15 protein-coding genes are annotated in these 15,565 nt (G+C 71.5%); 6 read left to right on the top strand and 9 right to left on the bottom strand.

Features of this window, described 5'->3' with window-relative positions:
• The first annotated feature begins 28 nt into the window (after positions 1 to 28).
• The 5 genes from IF46_RS0111595 (at position 29) to IF46_RS33760 (ending at position 6,078) form a co-directional block, all read left to right on the top strand.
• Positions 29 to 1,366, top strand: a complete 1,338-nt coding sequence (locus tag IF46_RS0111595) for a sensor histidine kinase (protein ID WP_030488317.1) — start codon at positions 29 to 31, stop codon at positions 1,364 to 1,366.
• A complete protein-coding gene (locus IF46_RS0111590) occupies positions 1,363 to 2,079 on the top strand; it encodes a response regulator (RefSeq protein WP_051723848.1) in 717 nt (238 codons plus the stop codon). Before IF46_RS0111595 ends, IF46_RS0111590 begins: the two co-directional genes overlap by 4 nt.
• Positions 2,080 to 2,159: 80 nt before the next feature.
• Complete coding sequence (locus IF46_RS0111585; protein ID WP_030488315.1) at positions 2,160 to 3,053, top strand: ABC transporter ATP-binding protein; 894 nt, start codon at positions 2,160 to 2,162, stop codon at positions 3,051 to 3,053.
• Positions 3,050 to 4,111 (top strand): ABC transporter permease, encoded by a 1,062-nt coding sequence (locus IF46_RS0111580; protein WP_030488314.1) that lies wholly within the window; start codon positions 3,050 to 3,052, stop codon positions 4,109 to 4,111. Before IF46_RS0111585 ends, IF46_RS0111580 begins: the two co-directional genes overlap by 4 nt.
• A 176-nt stretch (positions 4,112 to 4,287) precedes the next feature.
• Positions 4,288 to 6,078, top strand: a complete 1,791-nt coding sequence (locus tag IF46_RS33760; RefSeq protein ID WP_198041423.1) for a carbohydrate binding domain-containing protein — start codon at positions 4,288 to 4,290, stop codon at positions 6,076 to 6,078.
• Positions 6,079 to 6,145: 67 nt separating this feature from the next.
• Here IF46_RS33760 and IF46_RS0111570 read toward each other — a convergent pair whose 3' ends face one another.
• Positions 6,146 to 7,177 (bottom strand): peptidoglycan-binding protein, encoded by a 1,032-nt coding sequence (locus tag IF46_RS0111570; protein ID WP_030488312.1) that lies wholly within the window; start codon positions 7,175 to 7,177, stop codon positions 6,146 to 6,148.
• A gap of 255 nt (positions 7,178 to 7,432) precedes the next feature.
• Between IF46_RS0111570 and IF46_RS0111565 the strand changes: the two genes are divergently transcribed.
• Complete coding sequence (locus IF46_RS0111565) at positions 7,433 to 8,425, top strand: RICIN domain-containing protein (RefSeq protein ID WP_030488311.1); 993 nt, start codon at positions 7,433 to 7,435, stop codon at positions 8,423 to 8,425.
• A gap of 12 nt (positions 8,426 to 8,437) precedes the next feature.
• On the opposite strand, the gene IF46_RS0111560 is transcribed toward IF46_RS0111565, so the two are convergent.
• The 8 genes from IF46_RS0111560 to pgsA form a co-directional block, all read right to left on the bottom strand.
• Positions 8,438 to 9,058, bottom strand: coding sequence for a DUF402 domain-containing protein (locus IF46_RS0111560; RefSeq protein WP_030488310.1), 621 nt, complete (start codon positions 9,056 to 9,058; stop codon positions 8,438 to 8,440).
• 129 nt (positions 9,059 to 9,187) lie between these two features.
• The gene (locus IF46_RS0111555; RefSeq protein WP_030488309.1) at positions 9,188 to 9,940 is read right to left on the bottom strand and encodes a YebC/PmpR family DNA-binding transcriptional regulator; all 753 of its coding nucleotides are present in this window, start codon (positions 9,938 to 9,940) and stop codon (positions 9,188 to 9,190) included.
• A 267-nt stretch (positions 9,941 to 10,207) separates the two neighbouring features.
• Positions 10,208 to 10,813, bottom strand: a complete 606-nt coding sequence (pdxT, locus tag IF46_RS0111545; protein ID WP_030488307.1) for a pyridoxal 5'-phosphate synthase glutaminase subunit PdxT — start codon at positions 10,811 to 10,813, stop codon at positions 10,208 to 10,210.
• A 151-nt stretch (positions 10,814 to 10,964) separates the two neighbouring features.
• Positions 10,965 to 11,882, bottom strand: a complete 918-nt coding sequence (pdxS, locus tag IF46_RS0111540) for a pyridoxal 5'-phosphate synthase lyase subunit PdxS (protein WP_030336887.1) — start codon at positions 11,880 to 11,882, stop codon at positions 10,965 to 10,967.
• Positions 11,883 to 12,033: 151 nt separating this feature from the next.
• Complete coding sequence (locus IF46_RS0111535; RefSeq protein ID WP_036391884.1) at positions 12,034 to 12,537, bottom strand: hypothetical protein; 504 nt, start codon at positions 12,535 to 12,537, stop codon at positions 12,034 to 12,036.
• 81 nt (positions 12,538 to 12,618) lie between these two features.
• Positions 12,619 to 13,779: a glycosyltransferase family 4 protein gene (locus IF46_RS0111530; RefSeq protein WP_030488305.1), complete on the bottom strand. Its 1,161-nt coding sequence runs from the start codon at positions 13,777 to 13,779 to the stop codon at positions 12,619 to 12,621.
• A gap of 17 nt (positions 13,780 to 13,796) precedes the next feature.
• Positions 13,797 to 14,729, bottom strand: a complete 933-nt coding sequence (locus tag IF46_RS0111525; RefSeq protein ID WP_030488304.1) for a phosphatidylinositol mannoside acyltransferase — start codon at positions 14,727 to 14,729, stop codon at positions 13,797 to 13,799.
• Positions 14,730 to 14,775: 46 nt separating this feature from the next.
• A complete protein-coding gene (gene pgsA / locus IF46_RS0111520; RefSeq protein ID WP_030488303.1) occupies positions 14,776 to 15,405 on the bottom strand; it encodes a phosphatidylinositol phosphate synthase in 630 nt (209 codons plus the stop codon).
• Positions 15,406 to 15,565 lie beyond the last annotated feature (160 nt).

The following is a 15,565-nucleotide window of genomic DNA, read 5'->3' as shown; positions in this document are numbered from 1 at the left end:
CCGGCGGGTGGCGTGGCATCGTTCCCGGATGACCGTGGCATCGCGCGAGGAATGGCACCGCCCGGGTCCAACTGTCGAGCAGCGCCGAAACGACCTCTGGATCGGCCTGGGAATGACCGGGCTGGCGCTGGTGAGCCTCACCCTGGCCCGCAGCACCGGGGCGTTCCTGCTGGGCCCACCGCCATCCGGGCCGGAGCAGCTGCTCTGGACCGTCGCGGTGACCCTGCCGCTGATCTGGCGACGACGGTGGCCGGCCGCGGTCCTGCTGATCGTCGCGGTGGCGTTCATCGCCGCGCAGGCACGATCGGCCCCGGAGACCCAGTTCTCCTCCTGGGCTCTGTTCTGCGCCCTCTACACCGTCGGCGCCTGGGGGCAGGACCGCCAACGGTCCCGCCGCCTGCGCATCGGTGTGATCGCCACGATGTTCGCCTGGCTCGGGATCTACTACACGGTGATGATCGACCACATCCCCTCGGACGCCTTCGCCGACGCGGTCGGGCCGGTGCCACCGGTGCTCGCCGCGATGGTCAACGGCGTGCTGCTCAACGTGCTGGTCTTCGCGTTCGCGTACTTCTTCGGCGAGACCGCCTGGGTGGCCGCGCACCGCGAGCACGAGCTGCGCGCCCAGGCCGAGGACCTGCGCCGGTCGCAGGCGCAGGCCCGGGAACGGGCGGTGCTCGGCGAACGGGTCCGGATCGCCCGGGAGCTGCACGACGTCGTCGCCCACCATGTGTCGGTGATGGGTGTGCAGGCATCCGCCTGCCGCCGGGTGTTCGACCGCGACCCGGGTAAGGCCCGCACCGCGCTCACCGCGATCGAGCAGAGCGCCCGCACCGCCGTCGACGAGCTGCGCCGGATGCTCGGCGTGCTGCGGACCTCCGCCGGCGCCGACCCCGAGCCGCCAATGGCCGGCGGCATCGAACGGATCGACGAGTTGGTCGTGCGGGCTCGGGCCGCCGGGCTGACGGCAACCCTCGGGGTGTACGGCGACCCGGTGGCGCTGCCCGAGTCGGTGTCCCAGGCGGCGTACCGGGTGACGCAGGAAGCGGTGACCAACACCTTGAAGCACGCCGAGGCTGCCCTGCTTGACGTGCGGGTCCGGTATCTGGCCAGGGAGGTCGAGGTCGACGTGACCGACGACGGGCGGGCCGGTGGCCGGGTCGACGCCGTCGGGTTGGGTCTGATCGGGATGCGCGAACGGGTCACCGCCCACGACGGCGACCTGGAGGCCGGGCCGCGGGCCGGCGGCGGTTGGCGGGTACGCGCACGCTTTCCCCTCGCGGCGTCGGCGGACCCGCCGGTCGGCGCGCAGCGGAGGCAGGGCGACGGGCAACAGGTGCCAGCCGGCGCGGAGCAATCGGCGTGAGCGCGACAGAACAGCACGCGCCGGACCCGGGCCAGCTGGTCCGGGTGCTGCTCGCCGACGACCAGCACCTCGTCCGTACCGGCTTCCGGGTCATCCTTGAGGTGGAGGACGACATCGCGGTGGTCGGTGAGGCCGCCGACGGCGAACGGGCCGTCAGCATGACCCGAGCCACCCGCCCCGACGTCGTACTCATGGATGTGGAGATGCCCGGGATGGACGGCCTGGAGGCCACCCGGCAGATCGTCGCCGACGGCCCCGGGGCGCCCGCGGTGCTGATCCTCACCACCTTCGACCGGGACGACTACCTGTTCGCCGCGCTGCGGGCCGGGGCCAGCGGCTTCCTGCTCAAGAACGGCACGCCGGAGGAGCTGGTCGAGGCGATCCGGGTGCTGGCCCGGGGCGACGGGCTCCTCGCCCCGGAGATCACCCGGCGGGTGATCTCCACGTTCGCCCGCCCCGGTGACCCGGCGGGCACCGCCCACCGAGGCCCGGACGCCGACGCCGCGTTGGCAGCGCTGACCCCGCGCGAACGGGAGGTGCTGATGCTGCTCGCCGCCGGGTCGAGCAACGCGGAGATCGCCGCGACCATCCACCTGGGCGAGGCGACGGTGAAGACGCACGTGAGTCGGGTGCTGGCCAAACTCGGCCTGCGCGACCGGGTGCAGGCCGTGGTGTTCGCGTACGAGAACGGCGTGGTCCGGCCGGGCGGGTGACGGCGTCCGCCGCGAGGTGGACCCGCCCGCTCACCCGCCGGGCGGACGGCGCAGCGGCGCGATCGATCTAGCGTGAGTGCGTGACCAGAACGCTTCGCCTCGACGGCGTCGACCGCAGCTTCGGCGACCGTCAGGTGCTCAGGAACGTGTCCTTCGAGGTGTCCGCCGGTCGGATGACCGGTTTCGTGGGCGCCAACGGCGCCGGCAAGACCACCACCATGCGGATCATCCTGGGTGTCCTCGCCCCCGACGCCGGTGAGGTGAGCTGGGGTGGCACGACGCTGACCCGGCAGGACCGTCGGCGCTTCGGCTACATGCCGGAGGAGCGGGGCCTCTACCCCAAGATGACCACCCGCGAGCAGGTGACCTACCTGGGCCGGCTGCACGGGTTGGACGCCGCCGCCGCACGGCGTTCCACCGACGTGCTGCTGGACCGGGTCGGGCTCGGTGAGCGCGGCGACGACCTGCTGGAGACCCTGTCGTTGGGCAACCAGCAGCGCGCCCAGATCGCCGCCGCGCTGGTGCACGACCCCGAGGTGCTGGTGCTCGACGAACCGTTCTCCGGCCTCGACCCGTTGGCCGTGGACACCGTCGTCGCCGTGCTGCGGGAACGGGCCGCCGCTGGCGCGCCGGTGCTCTTCTCCAGTCACCAGCTCGACGTCGTGGAGCGTCTCTGCGACGACCTGGTGATCATCGGCGACGGGGTGATCCGGGCCGCCGGGAGCCGGCAGCAGCTGCGCGACTCGTACACCGTGCCCCGCTTCGAGCTGGTCGTGGAGCACGACGCCGGCTGGGTACGCGACCACCCCGGGGTGACAGTCGTCGAGTTGGACGGCGCGCGAGTGATCTTCGACCTGCCGGCCGGCACCGACGAGCAGCCCGTGCTGCAGGCGGCCCTCGCCCGTGGACCGGTCCGCGCCTTCCGCCCGGTCAGCCCCTCGCTCACCGAGATCTTCCGAGAGGTCACCCAGTGAACGTCACCCAGGCCACCCGGCTGGTCGCCGAACGCGAGATCCGGGTCAAGCTCCGCGACCGGACGTTTCTGTTCGGCACGCTGTTCTTCCTACTGATCGCCGCGGCGGGCACCATCCTGCCGCCGCTGTTCTCCGGCGGGCCGTCCACCGTCGCGGTGACCGAAAGCCTGGCCGCGCCGCTGCGCGCCGCCGGGCTGGAGGTCCGGGTCGTCCCCGACGACCGGGCCGCCGAGCAGGCCGTCCGCGACGACGACGTGGACGCCGCGGTGGTCGCCGGACCAGCCGTCCTGGCCATGGATGACGCCCCCGACGACGTGGTCCGGGCCCTGAGCAGCCAGCCGACCGTACGCCTGCTCGACCCGGACGCGGTCGACCCGGTGGTGGCGTTCCTGGTGCCGTTCGTCTTCGCGTTCGTCTTCTTCCTCACCTCGCAGACGTTCGGTGTGCAGATCGCGCAGAGCGTCATCGAGGAGAAGCAGACCCGGATCGTGGAGATCCTGGTCGCCGCCGTGCCGGTCCGAGCCCTGCTGGCCGGGAAGGTGCTGGCCGGGGCGATCCTGGCGTTCGCGCAGATCGCGTTGATCGCGGTGGTGGCGGTGATCGGGTTGCAGATGGGCGACAGTGGGGGTCTACTCACCCTGCTCGCCCCGGCGATCGGCTGGTTCGTGCCGTTCTTCCTGGTCGGGTTCGTGCTGCTCGCCGCCATGTGGGCGGCGGCCGGCGCGCTGGCCAACCGGCAGGAGGACATCGCCGCCGTGTCGACGCCGGTGCAGCTCGCCGTCATGCTGCCGTTCTTCGCGGTGATCTTCCTGAACGACAACGCCACCGCGATGCGGGTGCTGTCCTACCTGCCGTTCTCGTCGCCGACGGCCATGCCGCTGCGGCTGTTCACCGGCGACGCGGCCGCCTGGGAGCCGGTCGTCTCGCTTGTCATCCTGCTGCTCGCCGCCGGCGCGTTCCTCCTCGCCGGGGCCCGGGTGTACGAGGGGTCGCTGCTGCGCACCAACGGCCGGACCTCGCTGCGAACCGCCTGGCGGGAACGGGAGACGATCGGCTGAGTCGACGGATCGTCCGCAGCGGGCGTCGGTGTCCTGATCGGATGCCGGCGCCCGCTGTCGTACGGCACCGTTCCGAGCGCTGTTCGGAGGCTGTGAACAGCGCTAACACTCCTACGGTGAGCCGATCCTCACGGCCACGACCTGGTCGTCGCCGCCCCGGACCGGAAAGGCTCTCGATGTCCCCACCGATCAACGCACGACAACTCCGTCGACTGCTCAGCGCGGTGCTCGCGGTCGCCCTCGCCAGCACCCTCACGGCCCTCGTGCGGCAGGCGCCGGTCGCCGCCGCAGCGGGCGACCTGATCCTCAACGGCACGTTCGACAACGGCAGCACCCAGCCCTGGTGGACCCGGCTCTCCTCGACCAGCACGACGGTCAACGCCGGGCAACTGCGCGTCCGCACCAGCGCGACGGTCGGCAAGCCCGTCTGGGAGGACCTGGTCGGTCACTTCGAGTTCGGGGTGACGGCCGCGCAGCCGTACCGGTTGCAGTTCGACGCCTCCGCCGACGTCAACCGTTCCCTGCGCGTCTCGGTCTCCCGGGTGGACACGCCGTTCACCTCAGCGGTCGACCAGACCGTCGCGCTGACGTCCTCGATGCGCCGGTTCACGTTCGACTTCGTGTCCCCGTTCGGTGACCCGAAGGCGGTGCTCCTGTTCCACCTCGGCGCGCACGCGGCCTCTACCGTGCGGCTGGACAACATCTCGCTCACCCCGTTGGCCGTCGACCCGGCCACCGACCCGATCCTGTACTGGAACGGTGTCCTGCTGGCCACCTACCGGGCGCTGGACCTGCCGCCCACCACCTCCTCGCGGGAGGCAGCCATCCTGCACGCGGCGATGCACGACGCCGCCGTCTCGGTCACCGGAGTGGGCAACCCCTATCGGGTCCGGGTGCCGGTCAGCTATCCGGGCACCATGGACAACGTCGTGGCACCCTCGCTGCACGCGGCCATCGACCGGGCCGCGTACGACGTGCTGACCGCCCTGTACAGCGGCCAGGGCCAGTCGTACTCCCAGGCCCTCGCCGGCGCTGTCGCCCGCCGGCCGTCCGGGGTGAACACCGCCGAGGTCGCCCGTGGTGACACCGTCGGCGCGGCGGCGGCCGCCGCGAACCTCCAGGCCCGCGCCAACGACGGCTCCGGCAACAGCACGCCGTACCAGCTGGACGGCGTACCCGGGTCGTGGCGGCCGACCAACGGCAAGGCGGCGGTCAGCCCGAACTGGGGTTTGGTCACGCCGTTCGCACTCACCTCCGGTCGACAGTTCCGCCCAGGCCTACCGGCCGGCGCCACCGGGTACGCCGACCTGCTCGGCAAGTCGGAATACCGCACCCAGGTGCAGGAGATCCGCGACTACGGCGGTCGCACGTCGACGCTGCGGACCGCCGAGCAGACGCAGATCGCGTTCTTCTGGGCCAACGACCTGGGGGGCACGTACAAGCCGCCGGGTCAACTCTTCGCGCACACCCGGATCGTGTCGGAGCAACGTCAGCTCGGCATCCTGGCCAACGCCCGGCTCTTCGGGCTGGTCGCGCTCGCGCTCGCCGACGCCGCCATCGCCGCCTGGGATGCCAAGTACCAGACGCCGATCGACCTGTGGCGGCCGGTGACCGCCATCGAGGCGACGGAGGGCCCTGGTTGGCAGCCACTGTCGCAGAACCGCGAGGGCGTGCCGTACACGCCGGCCTTCCCGGCCTACGTCTCCGGGCACGCCACCTTCGCGGGGGCCTGGTCGGCGGTGATGCAGCGGTTCTTCGGCACCGACGCGATCGCCTTCGACGCCACCACCGACGATCCGCACGCCGTGGGGGTCGTCCGGCAGATGACCGGCTTCGACGACGCCGCCGAGGAGAACGCGATGAGCCGGATCTACCTCGGTGTGCACTACCGGTTCGACGCGGACGCCGGGCTCGCCACTGGCCGTTCGGTGGGCGCATACGTGTACGCCAACCGGCTGCGACCGTGAGTCGTACGGCGGCGTGAACGGGGGGCTCCCCGTCCGGTCCTCGGACCGGACGGGGAGCGGCGTGCCGTCACCTGACGGAATCGCACTGCCACTGGCCGAAGCCGCCGTTGCGTAACCAGACATTCCGCGCTGCCCGAATGCTCCACCTCGGGTCCAGTGCGGTCCGACGGTCCGCGCCGAACCGCGACACCTCCATATCGCTGAACTGGAACAGCCCCCAGCGTCGTGACCCGTCCGCTCGGACCTCCACCCGATGCGGGTCCAGCCCGGACAGGCACCGGGCCAGCTCGATCGCCCCGGCCGGATCCTCCGGGAACAACTCGCGCATGTGCTTGCGGATCCGGTCCTCCGGCCACACGACCGTCGCCACCGGAGCGCCCGCCAGCTCGTCGAGGACCTGACCGTCGGCGGTGCCGCTGACCGGCAGCCCACCCAGCGCCTGGAAGGCCATCACCCGGCTGGTGGTGTCCGGGCCGAACCAGCCATCCGCCGCCACCGGCAGCCCGCTCGCCACCAGTTGCTCCTGGAGGTTCAGCACGCACGGGCCGTACATGCCCTGGCGCAGGATCGGCGGGCAGGCGTCGGTCGGCCCGTCCGGGCGGCCCAGCTGGGACACCAGCACACCGGACGCGCCAACCGTCAATGCGCCGAGCAGCGCGAACACCGTCAACCGAAGCCGTCGGCGGGCCGGTCGGGGCACCTGGGGCGTCGGCCCCTCCACCACGGACGTGGGGGGTGGGTCGACAGCCACGGGCGGGTCGCCCTCCGTCGATGGCGTCACCACGCTGTGCTGCGCCACCTGGGTCTCGTCGTGCTCCCGCTCGCTCAGGCGGGCCTCGATGTCCCGACGCACGGCCACGAACCGCTGGGTGTCCTCCGTCGTCGCACCGCAGGCCACCAACAACGCCACGACGGTGCGTTCCCGGGGCAGCGTCGTCCGGCCCAGCATCGTGGCGAGGGTGCTCGGCGGCAGCCAGTGCCCCACCGACGAGGCCCGCCTGGAGATTTCCCGGTAGGTGAGCCCGGAGCGTCGACGCATGTCACGCAGGAGCGCCACGTACTCGATCGCCGTCCCCGGTTCACGGGCAGCGTCATCCATCGAAATCTCCCCCGTGTCGACAATGTCCTTCGGGCCTGTCCGGTAGCTGTCCGAGCCCGGCGGCCGAACGCCCGTTGGCGGCGCGGCCATCGAGAAACGACGCTAGACATGCCGACCGGCCGGAACAATGCCCTGGTACCAGAGGTGCAATGTCCGGGCAGCTCAGTAGCCCCTGTCCGGGTTATGTCCGACCACGTCGGACAGTGACCCGGACCCGGTTTGCACCCGAGCCCGGGGTGTCTGGACAATCGGGCGATGACCACGGGGGACATACGACCGGACGAGGCGGCCGACCCGGCGGAGTTCGTCGACCTGCTGCGCCAACTCAAGGACCGGTCCCGCCTGACGTACCGGCAACTGGAGCAGCGCGCGGCCGCAGCCGGTGACGTCCTGGCCCGCAGCACGGCCGCCGACATCCTGCGCCGATCCACCCTGCCGCGAGCCGAGGTGGTGGCCGCGTTCGTCCGCGCCTGCGGCGCGCAGGAACAGGTCGAGGTGTGGCTGCGGGCGCGGCACCGCATCGCAGCCGGTGAGTTCGTCCCGACATCGCCGGCACCGGACCTCCCGCCGGTCGACACGGTCACGACCGTGGCCCCGGAGGGCCCCAGCGCGGGTCGCCCACGCTGGTTCGCGCGGCCCGCGCCGCTGGCGTTGCTGGTCGTCGCCGCCCTGCTGGCCGCGCTCGGCGTGGGCTTCTGGATCCAGCGGCCGGACGACGGAACGCCACCTGCCGATCCGGCCGCGTCGGCGGGTAGCGACGCCCGTTCGTCGAGCACGCCGAGCGCGGGGCGCAGCCAGATCCGCCCCGTCCGCAGCCCGCACCTCTGCCTCACCGAGGGACGCGACCGCACCGGCGCGTACGACAAGGAGATAGCGGTCCAACGACCCTGCACGCAGGCCACCCCACCGGACACCTCGCTGGAACCGGTGGCCGACGGGCTGTACTTCATCAACTGGGAACACCCGGTACACGGGAAGGGCTGTCTCACCGTCCGCGAGGCTGATCCCGGCCGGAACCTGCTCGAACCCTACGACGACGAAGACTGCAGCGCGAGCAGGTCGAAGCAGGTGTTCCGCTTCGAGTCGACCGGAGCGGCGCCCGGCACGTACCGCATCCGGCCCGACCGTAGCGACCTGTGCGTCGGCCTGCGCGACGACGCCACCGACGTGTCGGCCGAGGCGCTTGTCGAGCCGTGCACCGGCGGCCCGGATCAAGTCTTCCTGGTCGACGCGCTGCCGGGAACCTGACCACGGCGCGGCTCAGCGCGCGGGTGGCACCTGATCCCAGCCGGCGGGCAGCGGGGGCGCCGCCCAGGCGGGGTCGGGCTGCCACTGCGCCCACGCCGGGTTCCACCAGCGCTCGCCCTGATCGAGCAGCGCGGCGATCCGGTCGCCCTCGGCCTGGATGGCGTCTCCCATACCCGGGTAACGCCCCTCGACGAGGCGCTGGGCGAACATCTCGACGTCCTTCCAGACGTACCGGTCGGCGTCCGCGGCCCACCACAGGTCCAGCTCGTGGTCCAGGGTGTCCACCCCGATCGGCGTACGCCGAAACGGGTCCTGGAGGTTGAAGTACCAGCCGGCGAAGTCACGCCCCGGCCCCGTCCAGAACACGTCGAGCGAGTGCGCCTCACCGGGGCGTTGCAGCATCAACTTGCCATGGCCCGACCAGGAGCGGTGCCCGGCGGTCTCCCACGGGTGCCGCCCACATGGGAAGACGCCGGTCTGCGGGAAGCCGAACTCGGCCCCCGGTGGGAGGTAGAGGGCGAGCAACTCGGGCGAATCCTCGACGCAGATCGTCGGGCAGCCGAACCAGACCTCGCCGCGCAGCACCTCACGCCGCACCACGGTGTCACCAGCCGCGAACCGTTCCACCACCACGCCGAGCCTCCTCACTGGCAACCCCCAGCGCGATCTTGCACTTTCTGCTGACGATATGCCCTGCGTGACCCGGTCTGTCGGGTCAGAAAGTGCAAGATCGCGGTGGGATGAGGCGGGGCCAGAGCGAGGTCAGGCGTCTACCGCTGCCATTACCTCGTCGGACACGTCGAAGTTGGCGTAGACGTTCTGGACGTCGTCGCAGTCTTCCAGGACGTCGATCAGCTTGAAGATCTTGCGTGCGCCCTCTTCGTCCAGCGGGATGTTCATGCTGGGGATGAGCGAGGACTCGGCCGACTCGTACTCGATGCCGGCGTCCTGCAGCGCCGTCCGCACACCGATCAGGTCGGTCGGCTCGGAGACCACCTCGTACGCCTCGCCGAGGTCGTTGACCTCTTCGGCGCCGGCGTCCAGGACGGCAAGCATCACGTCGTCCTCGCTGGCGCCCTCCTTGGGGACGATCACCACGCCCTTGCGGGAGAACATGTACGACACCGAGCCGGCGTCGGCGAGCGAGCCGCCGTTGCGGGTCAGCGCGGTGCGTACCTCGGTCGCCGCCCGGTTGCGGTTGTCGGTGAGGCACTCGATGAGCATGGCCACGCCGTTCGGGCCGTACCCCTCGTACATGATCGTCTGCCAGTCGGCGCCGCCGGCCTCCAGGCCGGAGCCGCGCTTGACGGCGCGATCGATGTTGTCGTTCGGCACCGAGCTCTTCTTCGCCTTCTGGATGGCGTCGAAGAGCGTCGGGTTACCCGAGGGGTCACCGCCGCCGGTCCGTGCGGCCACCTCGACGTTCTTGATCAGCTTGGCGAACATCTTGCCGCGCTTGGCGTCGATGACGGCCTTCTTGTGCTTGGTCGTCGCCCACTTTGAGTGGCCGGACATCTTCTACCTCCGTTGCTACCCGCCGTCTGCATCGACCGCACCGCTCACGCCCTGCTCCCGCCGGCGCACGCGGAGGTGCCGGTCAGCCCTGGTGGAAGCTGTGGCGGGCAGATGGCCCTGCCGAATCTCCGCAATCCTACCGACGTCCCCCGGGTCACTGTCATGCACCGCGCACGGCATCGCCGTCCGGTCCTCGCGTACCAGGGCAGACGGGACAAAATCGTGGACGGCCACGAGCATCATGGACGGCCGCGCCGGTCGCCTCCGTCAGGTGGCGGCGCGGACCAGGTCCACGAAGTACGCGTGCACGCGCAGGTCACCTGTCAACTCCGGGTGGAACGAGGTGGCCAGCAGGTTGCCCTGCCGGACCGCCACGATCCGGTCGGCGGCCGCGCCGCCGGTCACCACCCCGATGACCTGCACGCCGGCACCGACCCGCTCGACCCACGGCGCACGGATGAAGACCGCGTGCAACGGCCCACCCGACACCCCGGCGACGGTCACCGGCGCCTCGAACGAGTCGACCTGCCGGCCGAACGCGTTGCGCCGGACGGTCATGTCGATGCCAGCGAAGCCCCGCTGATCGGGTCGGCCGTCGAGCACCTCGGTCGCCAGCATGATCATTCCGGCGCACGAGCCGTAGACCGGCAGGCCGTCGGCGATCCGCTTGTCGATCGGCTCACGCATCTCGAAGATGTCGGCGAGCTTGCTGATGGTGGTGGACTCCCCGCCGGGGATGACCAAACCGTCGACCGCGTCCAACTCCGCCGGGCGGCGCACCGGGCGGGCGTCCGCACCCACCGCGGCCAGCGCCGCCACGTGCTCGCGGACGTCGCCCTGCAGCGCGAGCACACCGATCACGGGTGCCGTCACCGCGACATCACCAGGCCCGAGTGGAGCACGGTTCACCAACCCTTCCTTCCCTCGCGACTGCGGGGCTCGCAAGAGCGGCTCACTCCTCGCGCTCACCAACCCTCCTTCCCTCGCGACTGCGGGGCTCGCAAGAGCGGCTCACTCCTCGCGCTCACCAACCACGCTCGGCCAGGCGGTGCGGCTGCGGGATCTCGTCGACGTTGATGCCGACCATCGCTTCGCCGAGACCCCGGGAGACCTTGGCCAGGACGTCCGGGTCGTCGTGGAAGGTGGTCGCCTTGACGATCGCGGCGGCCCGCTGCGCCGGGTTGCCCGCCTTGAAGATGCCGGAACCGACGAAGACACCCTCCGCGCCGAGCTGCATCATCATCGCCGCGTCGGCCGGAGTGGCGATCCCGCCCGCGGTGAACAGCACCACCGGCAGCTTGCCGCTCTCGGCGACCTCCTTGACCAGCTCGTACGGGGCCTGCAACTCCTTGGCCGCGACGTACAACTCGTCGGCCGGCAGCGAGGACAGCCGACGGATCTCCTGGCGGATCTTGCGCATGTGGGTGGTGGCGTTGGAGACGTCACCGGTGCCCGCCTCGCCCTTGGAGCGGATCATGGCCGCGCCCTCGGTGATCCGGCGCAGCGCCTCGCCCAGGTTGGTCGCGCCGCAGACGAAGGGCACGGTGAACGCCCACTTGTCGATGTGGTTCGCGTAGTCCGCCGGGGTCAACACCTCGGACTCGTCGACGTAGTCCACGCCGAGCGACTGGAGGATCTGCGCCTCCACGAAGTGCCCGATGCGGGCCTTGGCCATCACCGGGATGGAGACCGCCTCGATGATCCCGTCGATCATGTCGGGGTCGCTCATCCGGGACACCCCGCCCTGCGCGCGGATGTCGGCGGGCACCCGTTCCAGAGCCATTACCGCGACCGCGCCGGCGTCCTCGGCGATCTTGGCCTGTTCGGCGTTGACGACGTCCATGATCACGCCGCCCTTGAGCATCTCGGCCATGCCACGCTTCACGCGGGCGGTGCCGACGACGGGGGCGCTACCGGTGTTCGAGGCGGTGTTTTCGGGCACGGCTCATCGCTCCTTGGACGTGCTCTGGGGGTGGGGCAGCGAAAATGCTACGCGCGGTTCAACGCCGTACCGACAGCCAATTGGACCCCGGGTGGCCTGCCCTGTGGCCCTGGTCACCGACCCGGCGGGGCCCGCCGGGGCCCGGCTGCGCTCAGGCCGCGGGGACGTCCGCCGGGACGACGAGGGTCGGATCGTCGATGTCGAAGTAGCGCGGCCACTCCCGACCACGTCCCATCCGCAACAAGCGCACCAGCGGCCGGCTGCGCGCCGAGCGGGCGTCCCGGACCAGGTCGGTGTGCACCTGCCGGGACAACGCGAGCCGCCGGCTGGCGGCGATGACCGCCGCGCAGCTCGGATCGTTCGGGTCCAACTGCACGCCCCGCAACTGCCGGGTGAGGTCGTTCTCCGCCGCCTCCCGCTCGTCCGGGCCGGCGTCCAGGGCGATCCGGGCCGCCGCGTACAGCTCGACGCCGAAACGCCGCTCGGCCAGGACGGCGGCGGCCGCCGCGCGGCGCAGCAGGTGAGCGTCGAGAGCCCGGGCCGCCAGCTCCGCACGACCCTGCAACCGCTCGACCCGGCCGGCGGTCCAGATGAGGTACGCCGCGACCAGCCCCACGACCACGCTCGCGGCCACCACCCACCACATGTGCGGCATCGTAGTGCTGCTCCGTTTCGTCCGATTGGGCGCGGCCGGACCGGGCCCGCCGGTCACCACCGCACCATCCGTCACACCGGCTCAGCCCAGCCCCACCCATTCCTGGTCGATGACCCGCCCGTCGGTTGCCTCGATCGCCGCTGCGTATACCTCCAGAACGCGGCGAGCAACCACCGGCCAGTCGAAATTCGCCACCACCTGATCGCCGCAGGCACTCAGCGTGGCCCGCCCGGCCGGGTCGTCCAGCAGCTCGCTCAGCACGGCACGCAGCCCCACCGGGTCACCCGTGGGGAAGAGCCGACCGGCACGCCCCCCGTCCAGCACCCGCCGGAACGCGTCCAGGTCACTGGCGACCACAGTCGTACCCGCCGCCATCGCCTCGGTGAGGATCATGCCGAACGACTCACCGCCGGTGTTCGGTGCGACGTAGAGGTGCACACTGCGCAGCATTCGCGCCTTGTCCGGTTCGCTGACCAGGCCGAGGAACGTGATCCGCTCGTGCAGTTCGGCGGGGAACTGGTCGTACAGGTCATCGGGGTCACCCGGGCCGGCGACGAGCAACCGCAGACCGGGCCGGGTGGGCGCCAACGCCACGAACGCGTCACGTAGCACCGGGAAGCCCTTGCGCGCCTCGGTGAACCGACCCAGGAACCCGATCGTGCCGCCGGTGTTGGCCGCGCACTCCCCCGGCCAACCCGGCAACGGCTCGGCGTCGGCGAACTTGGCCACCGCCACCCCGTTGGGGATCTCCACCGCGCCGCCGTCCATGTGCTCGACCTGCACCTTACGGGCCAGAGCGCTCACCGCGATCCGAGCCGTGATCCGCTCCAACACGATCTGGAGCACACCCTGCGCGGCGGCGAGGACCCGCGAACGGGTCATCGCGGTGTGGAACGTGGCGACCACCGGGCCACGGGCGGAGAGCACGGCCAGTAGCGACAGGCTCAACGTCAGCGGCTCGTGCACGTGCAGCACGTCGAAGTCGCCGTTGGTGATCCACCGCCGGACCCGAGCGGTCGAGACCGGGCCGAACGCGATCCGGGCCACCGAGCCGTTGTACGGCAGCGGAACGGCACGCCCGGCGGACACCACGTACTCCGGCAGCGGCGAATCCTCGTCGGCTGGCGCGAGCACGCTGACCTCGTGGCCGAGCGCGATCAGCGCCTCGGCGAGGTCCATGACGTGGTTCTGCACCCCACCGGGGACGTCGAAGGAGTACGGGCACACGATGCCGATCCGCATACGTCAGCCCACCCCCTCTAGGCCTGACCGGAGGCCGGCGAGGGCAGCGCCGTGCCCTCCCCCGACCTCCCCTGGTCCAGCCACATCCGCTGCAACATGTGCCAGTCTTCCGGATGCCGGGCGATACCCGCCGCCAGACGGTCGGCGATCAACTGGGTCAGCGACCGGACCCGCTGGTCCAGGGGCCCCACCTCGGGCCCCGGCACCGGCAGCGGGCCGGCGAGCGACGCACAGGCGGCGTCCGATTCGTACCACATCGAGGCCACGTAGAGCGGCGCGCCGGTGTGCAACGCGAGCAGCGCCGGCCCGGCCGGCATCCGGGTCTTCCCACCGAAGAAGTCCACCTCCACCCCCCGGGCGGAGAGATCACGGTCGGCCAGCAGCGGCACCACCGCGCCGGCCCGGAGCCGGTCCAGCAACACGTCGAACGCCGGACGCGGCCCCCCGTGCGTCGGCAGGATCTCCATCCCCAGACTCGCCCGGAAGGCCATGAACCGCTTGTACACGCCCTCCGGCTTGAGCCGCTCCATGACCGTGGTGATCGGCCAACCGCTGGCCGCCACCCAGGCGCCCGCGGCGTCCCAGTTGCCGGCGTGCGGCAACGCCACCACGGCGCCCCGACCGGCGGCCACGTCGGCGGCGAGCAGCTCGGCGCCGTCGAGCCGGAAGTTGGACAGGATCTTCGACCGGCTCAGGGCGGGCAGCCGGAACGCCTCCATCCAGTACCTGGCGTACGAGCGCAACCCGCGCTTGACGAGATCGTCCAGCTCGGCCTCGGGCAGCTCCGGGCCGACCACCCGACGCAGGTTCGCGCGCAGTCGGGCCGTACCCCCGCCGCCGGCACGATGGGCGCGGTCCGCGCCCGCCTGGAACGCCGCCGCCACCAACGGCCGGGGTAGCGCGCGGACCACCCGCCAACCGGCGACGTAGCCCAGCTCGGTGAGGTTCACGCGACTCGGCCGGCGGTCGTCCGACGCCCGGTCGCCGGCGCGGCGCTCACGCCTGGCCGTCCGGCTGCAACTGCTGGGCCTGGCGGTAGACGTGCGTCATCCGCTGCCCCACCGTGAAGATCGACACTGCGGCCAGCAGCCAGAGCGCGATCTCCAACGCCGGCTTCACGTTCAGGCCGGTGAGGATCCCGCCAACCCCGACGATCAGCAGCCGCTCGGTGCGCTCGGCGATGCCCACGTTGCAGGTCATGCCGAGCCCTTCGGCGCGAGCCTTCACGTACGAGACCAGGCTGCCGGCGGCCAGGCAGACCAACGCGGCGGCCACCCCGGAGTAGTTGCTCTGCGTGGCCAACCAGTACGCGACGGCACCGAAGACGGCGCTGTCGGCGACCCGGTCCATGCTTGAGTCGAGGAACGCCCCGAACTTGGTGGAGCCGCCGCTCATCCGGGCCATCGTCCCGTCGAGCAGGTCGGTGAGCGCGAACACGGTCACGATCAACGCGCCCGCGACCAGGTGGCCGCGAGCACCGAAGCCGAGCGCGCCGACGAGCACACCAACGGTGCCCGCGACGGTGACGGCATTGGGGGTAACGCCCGCGCGCAGAAGGGCACGGGCAATCGGCTCGACGACGCGGGTCATCCCCGCGCGGGCCGACACTTGGAAGATCTTCGCCATGGCGGTCCCCACGATAACGGTCCGCCCAGCTCCGGCGATACGGACGGTCCCGCCGACCCGCCTGGGGGAGGCTTGTGCCTACCCGGCAACGGGTGTGAGATCGAGCCGGGAGGTGAGCCAGCTCACCCGTCCACCCGTCCCGTTCCCGCTGTGCAGCAGA

Source organism: Micromonospora chokoriensis, from assembly GCF_000718555.1.
GTDB classification, from domain to species: domain Bacteria; phylum Actinomycetota; class Actinomycetes; order Mycobacteriales; family Micromonosporaceae; genus Micromonospora; species Micromonospora chokoriensis_B.
This window is presented reverse-complemented; position numbering and strand designations above follow the sequence as displayed.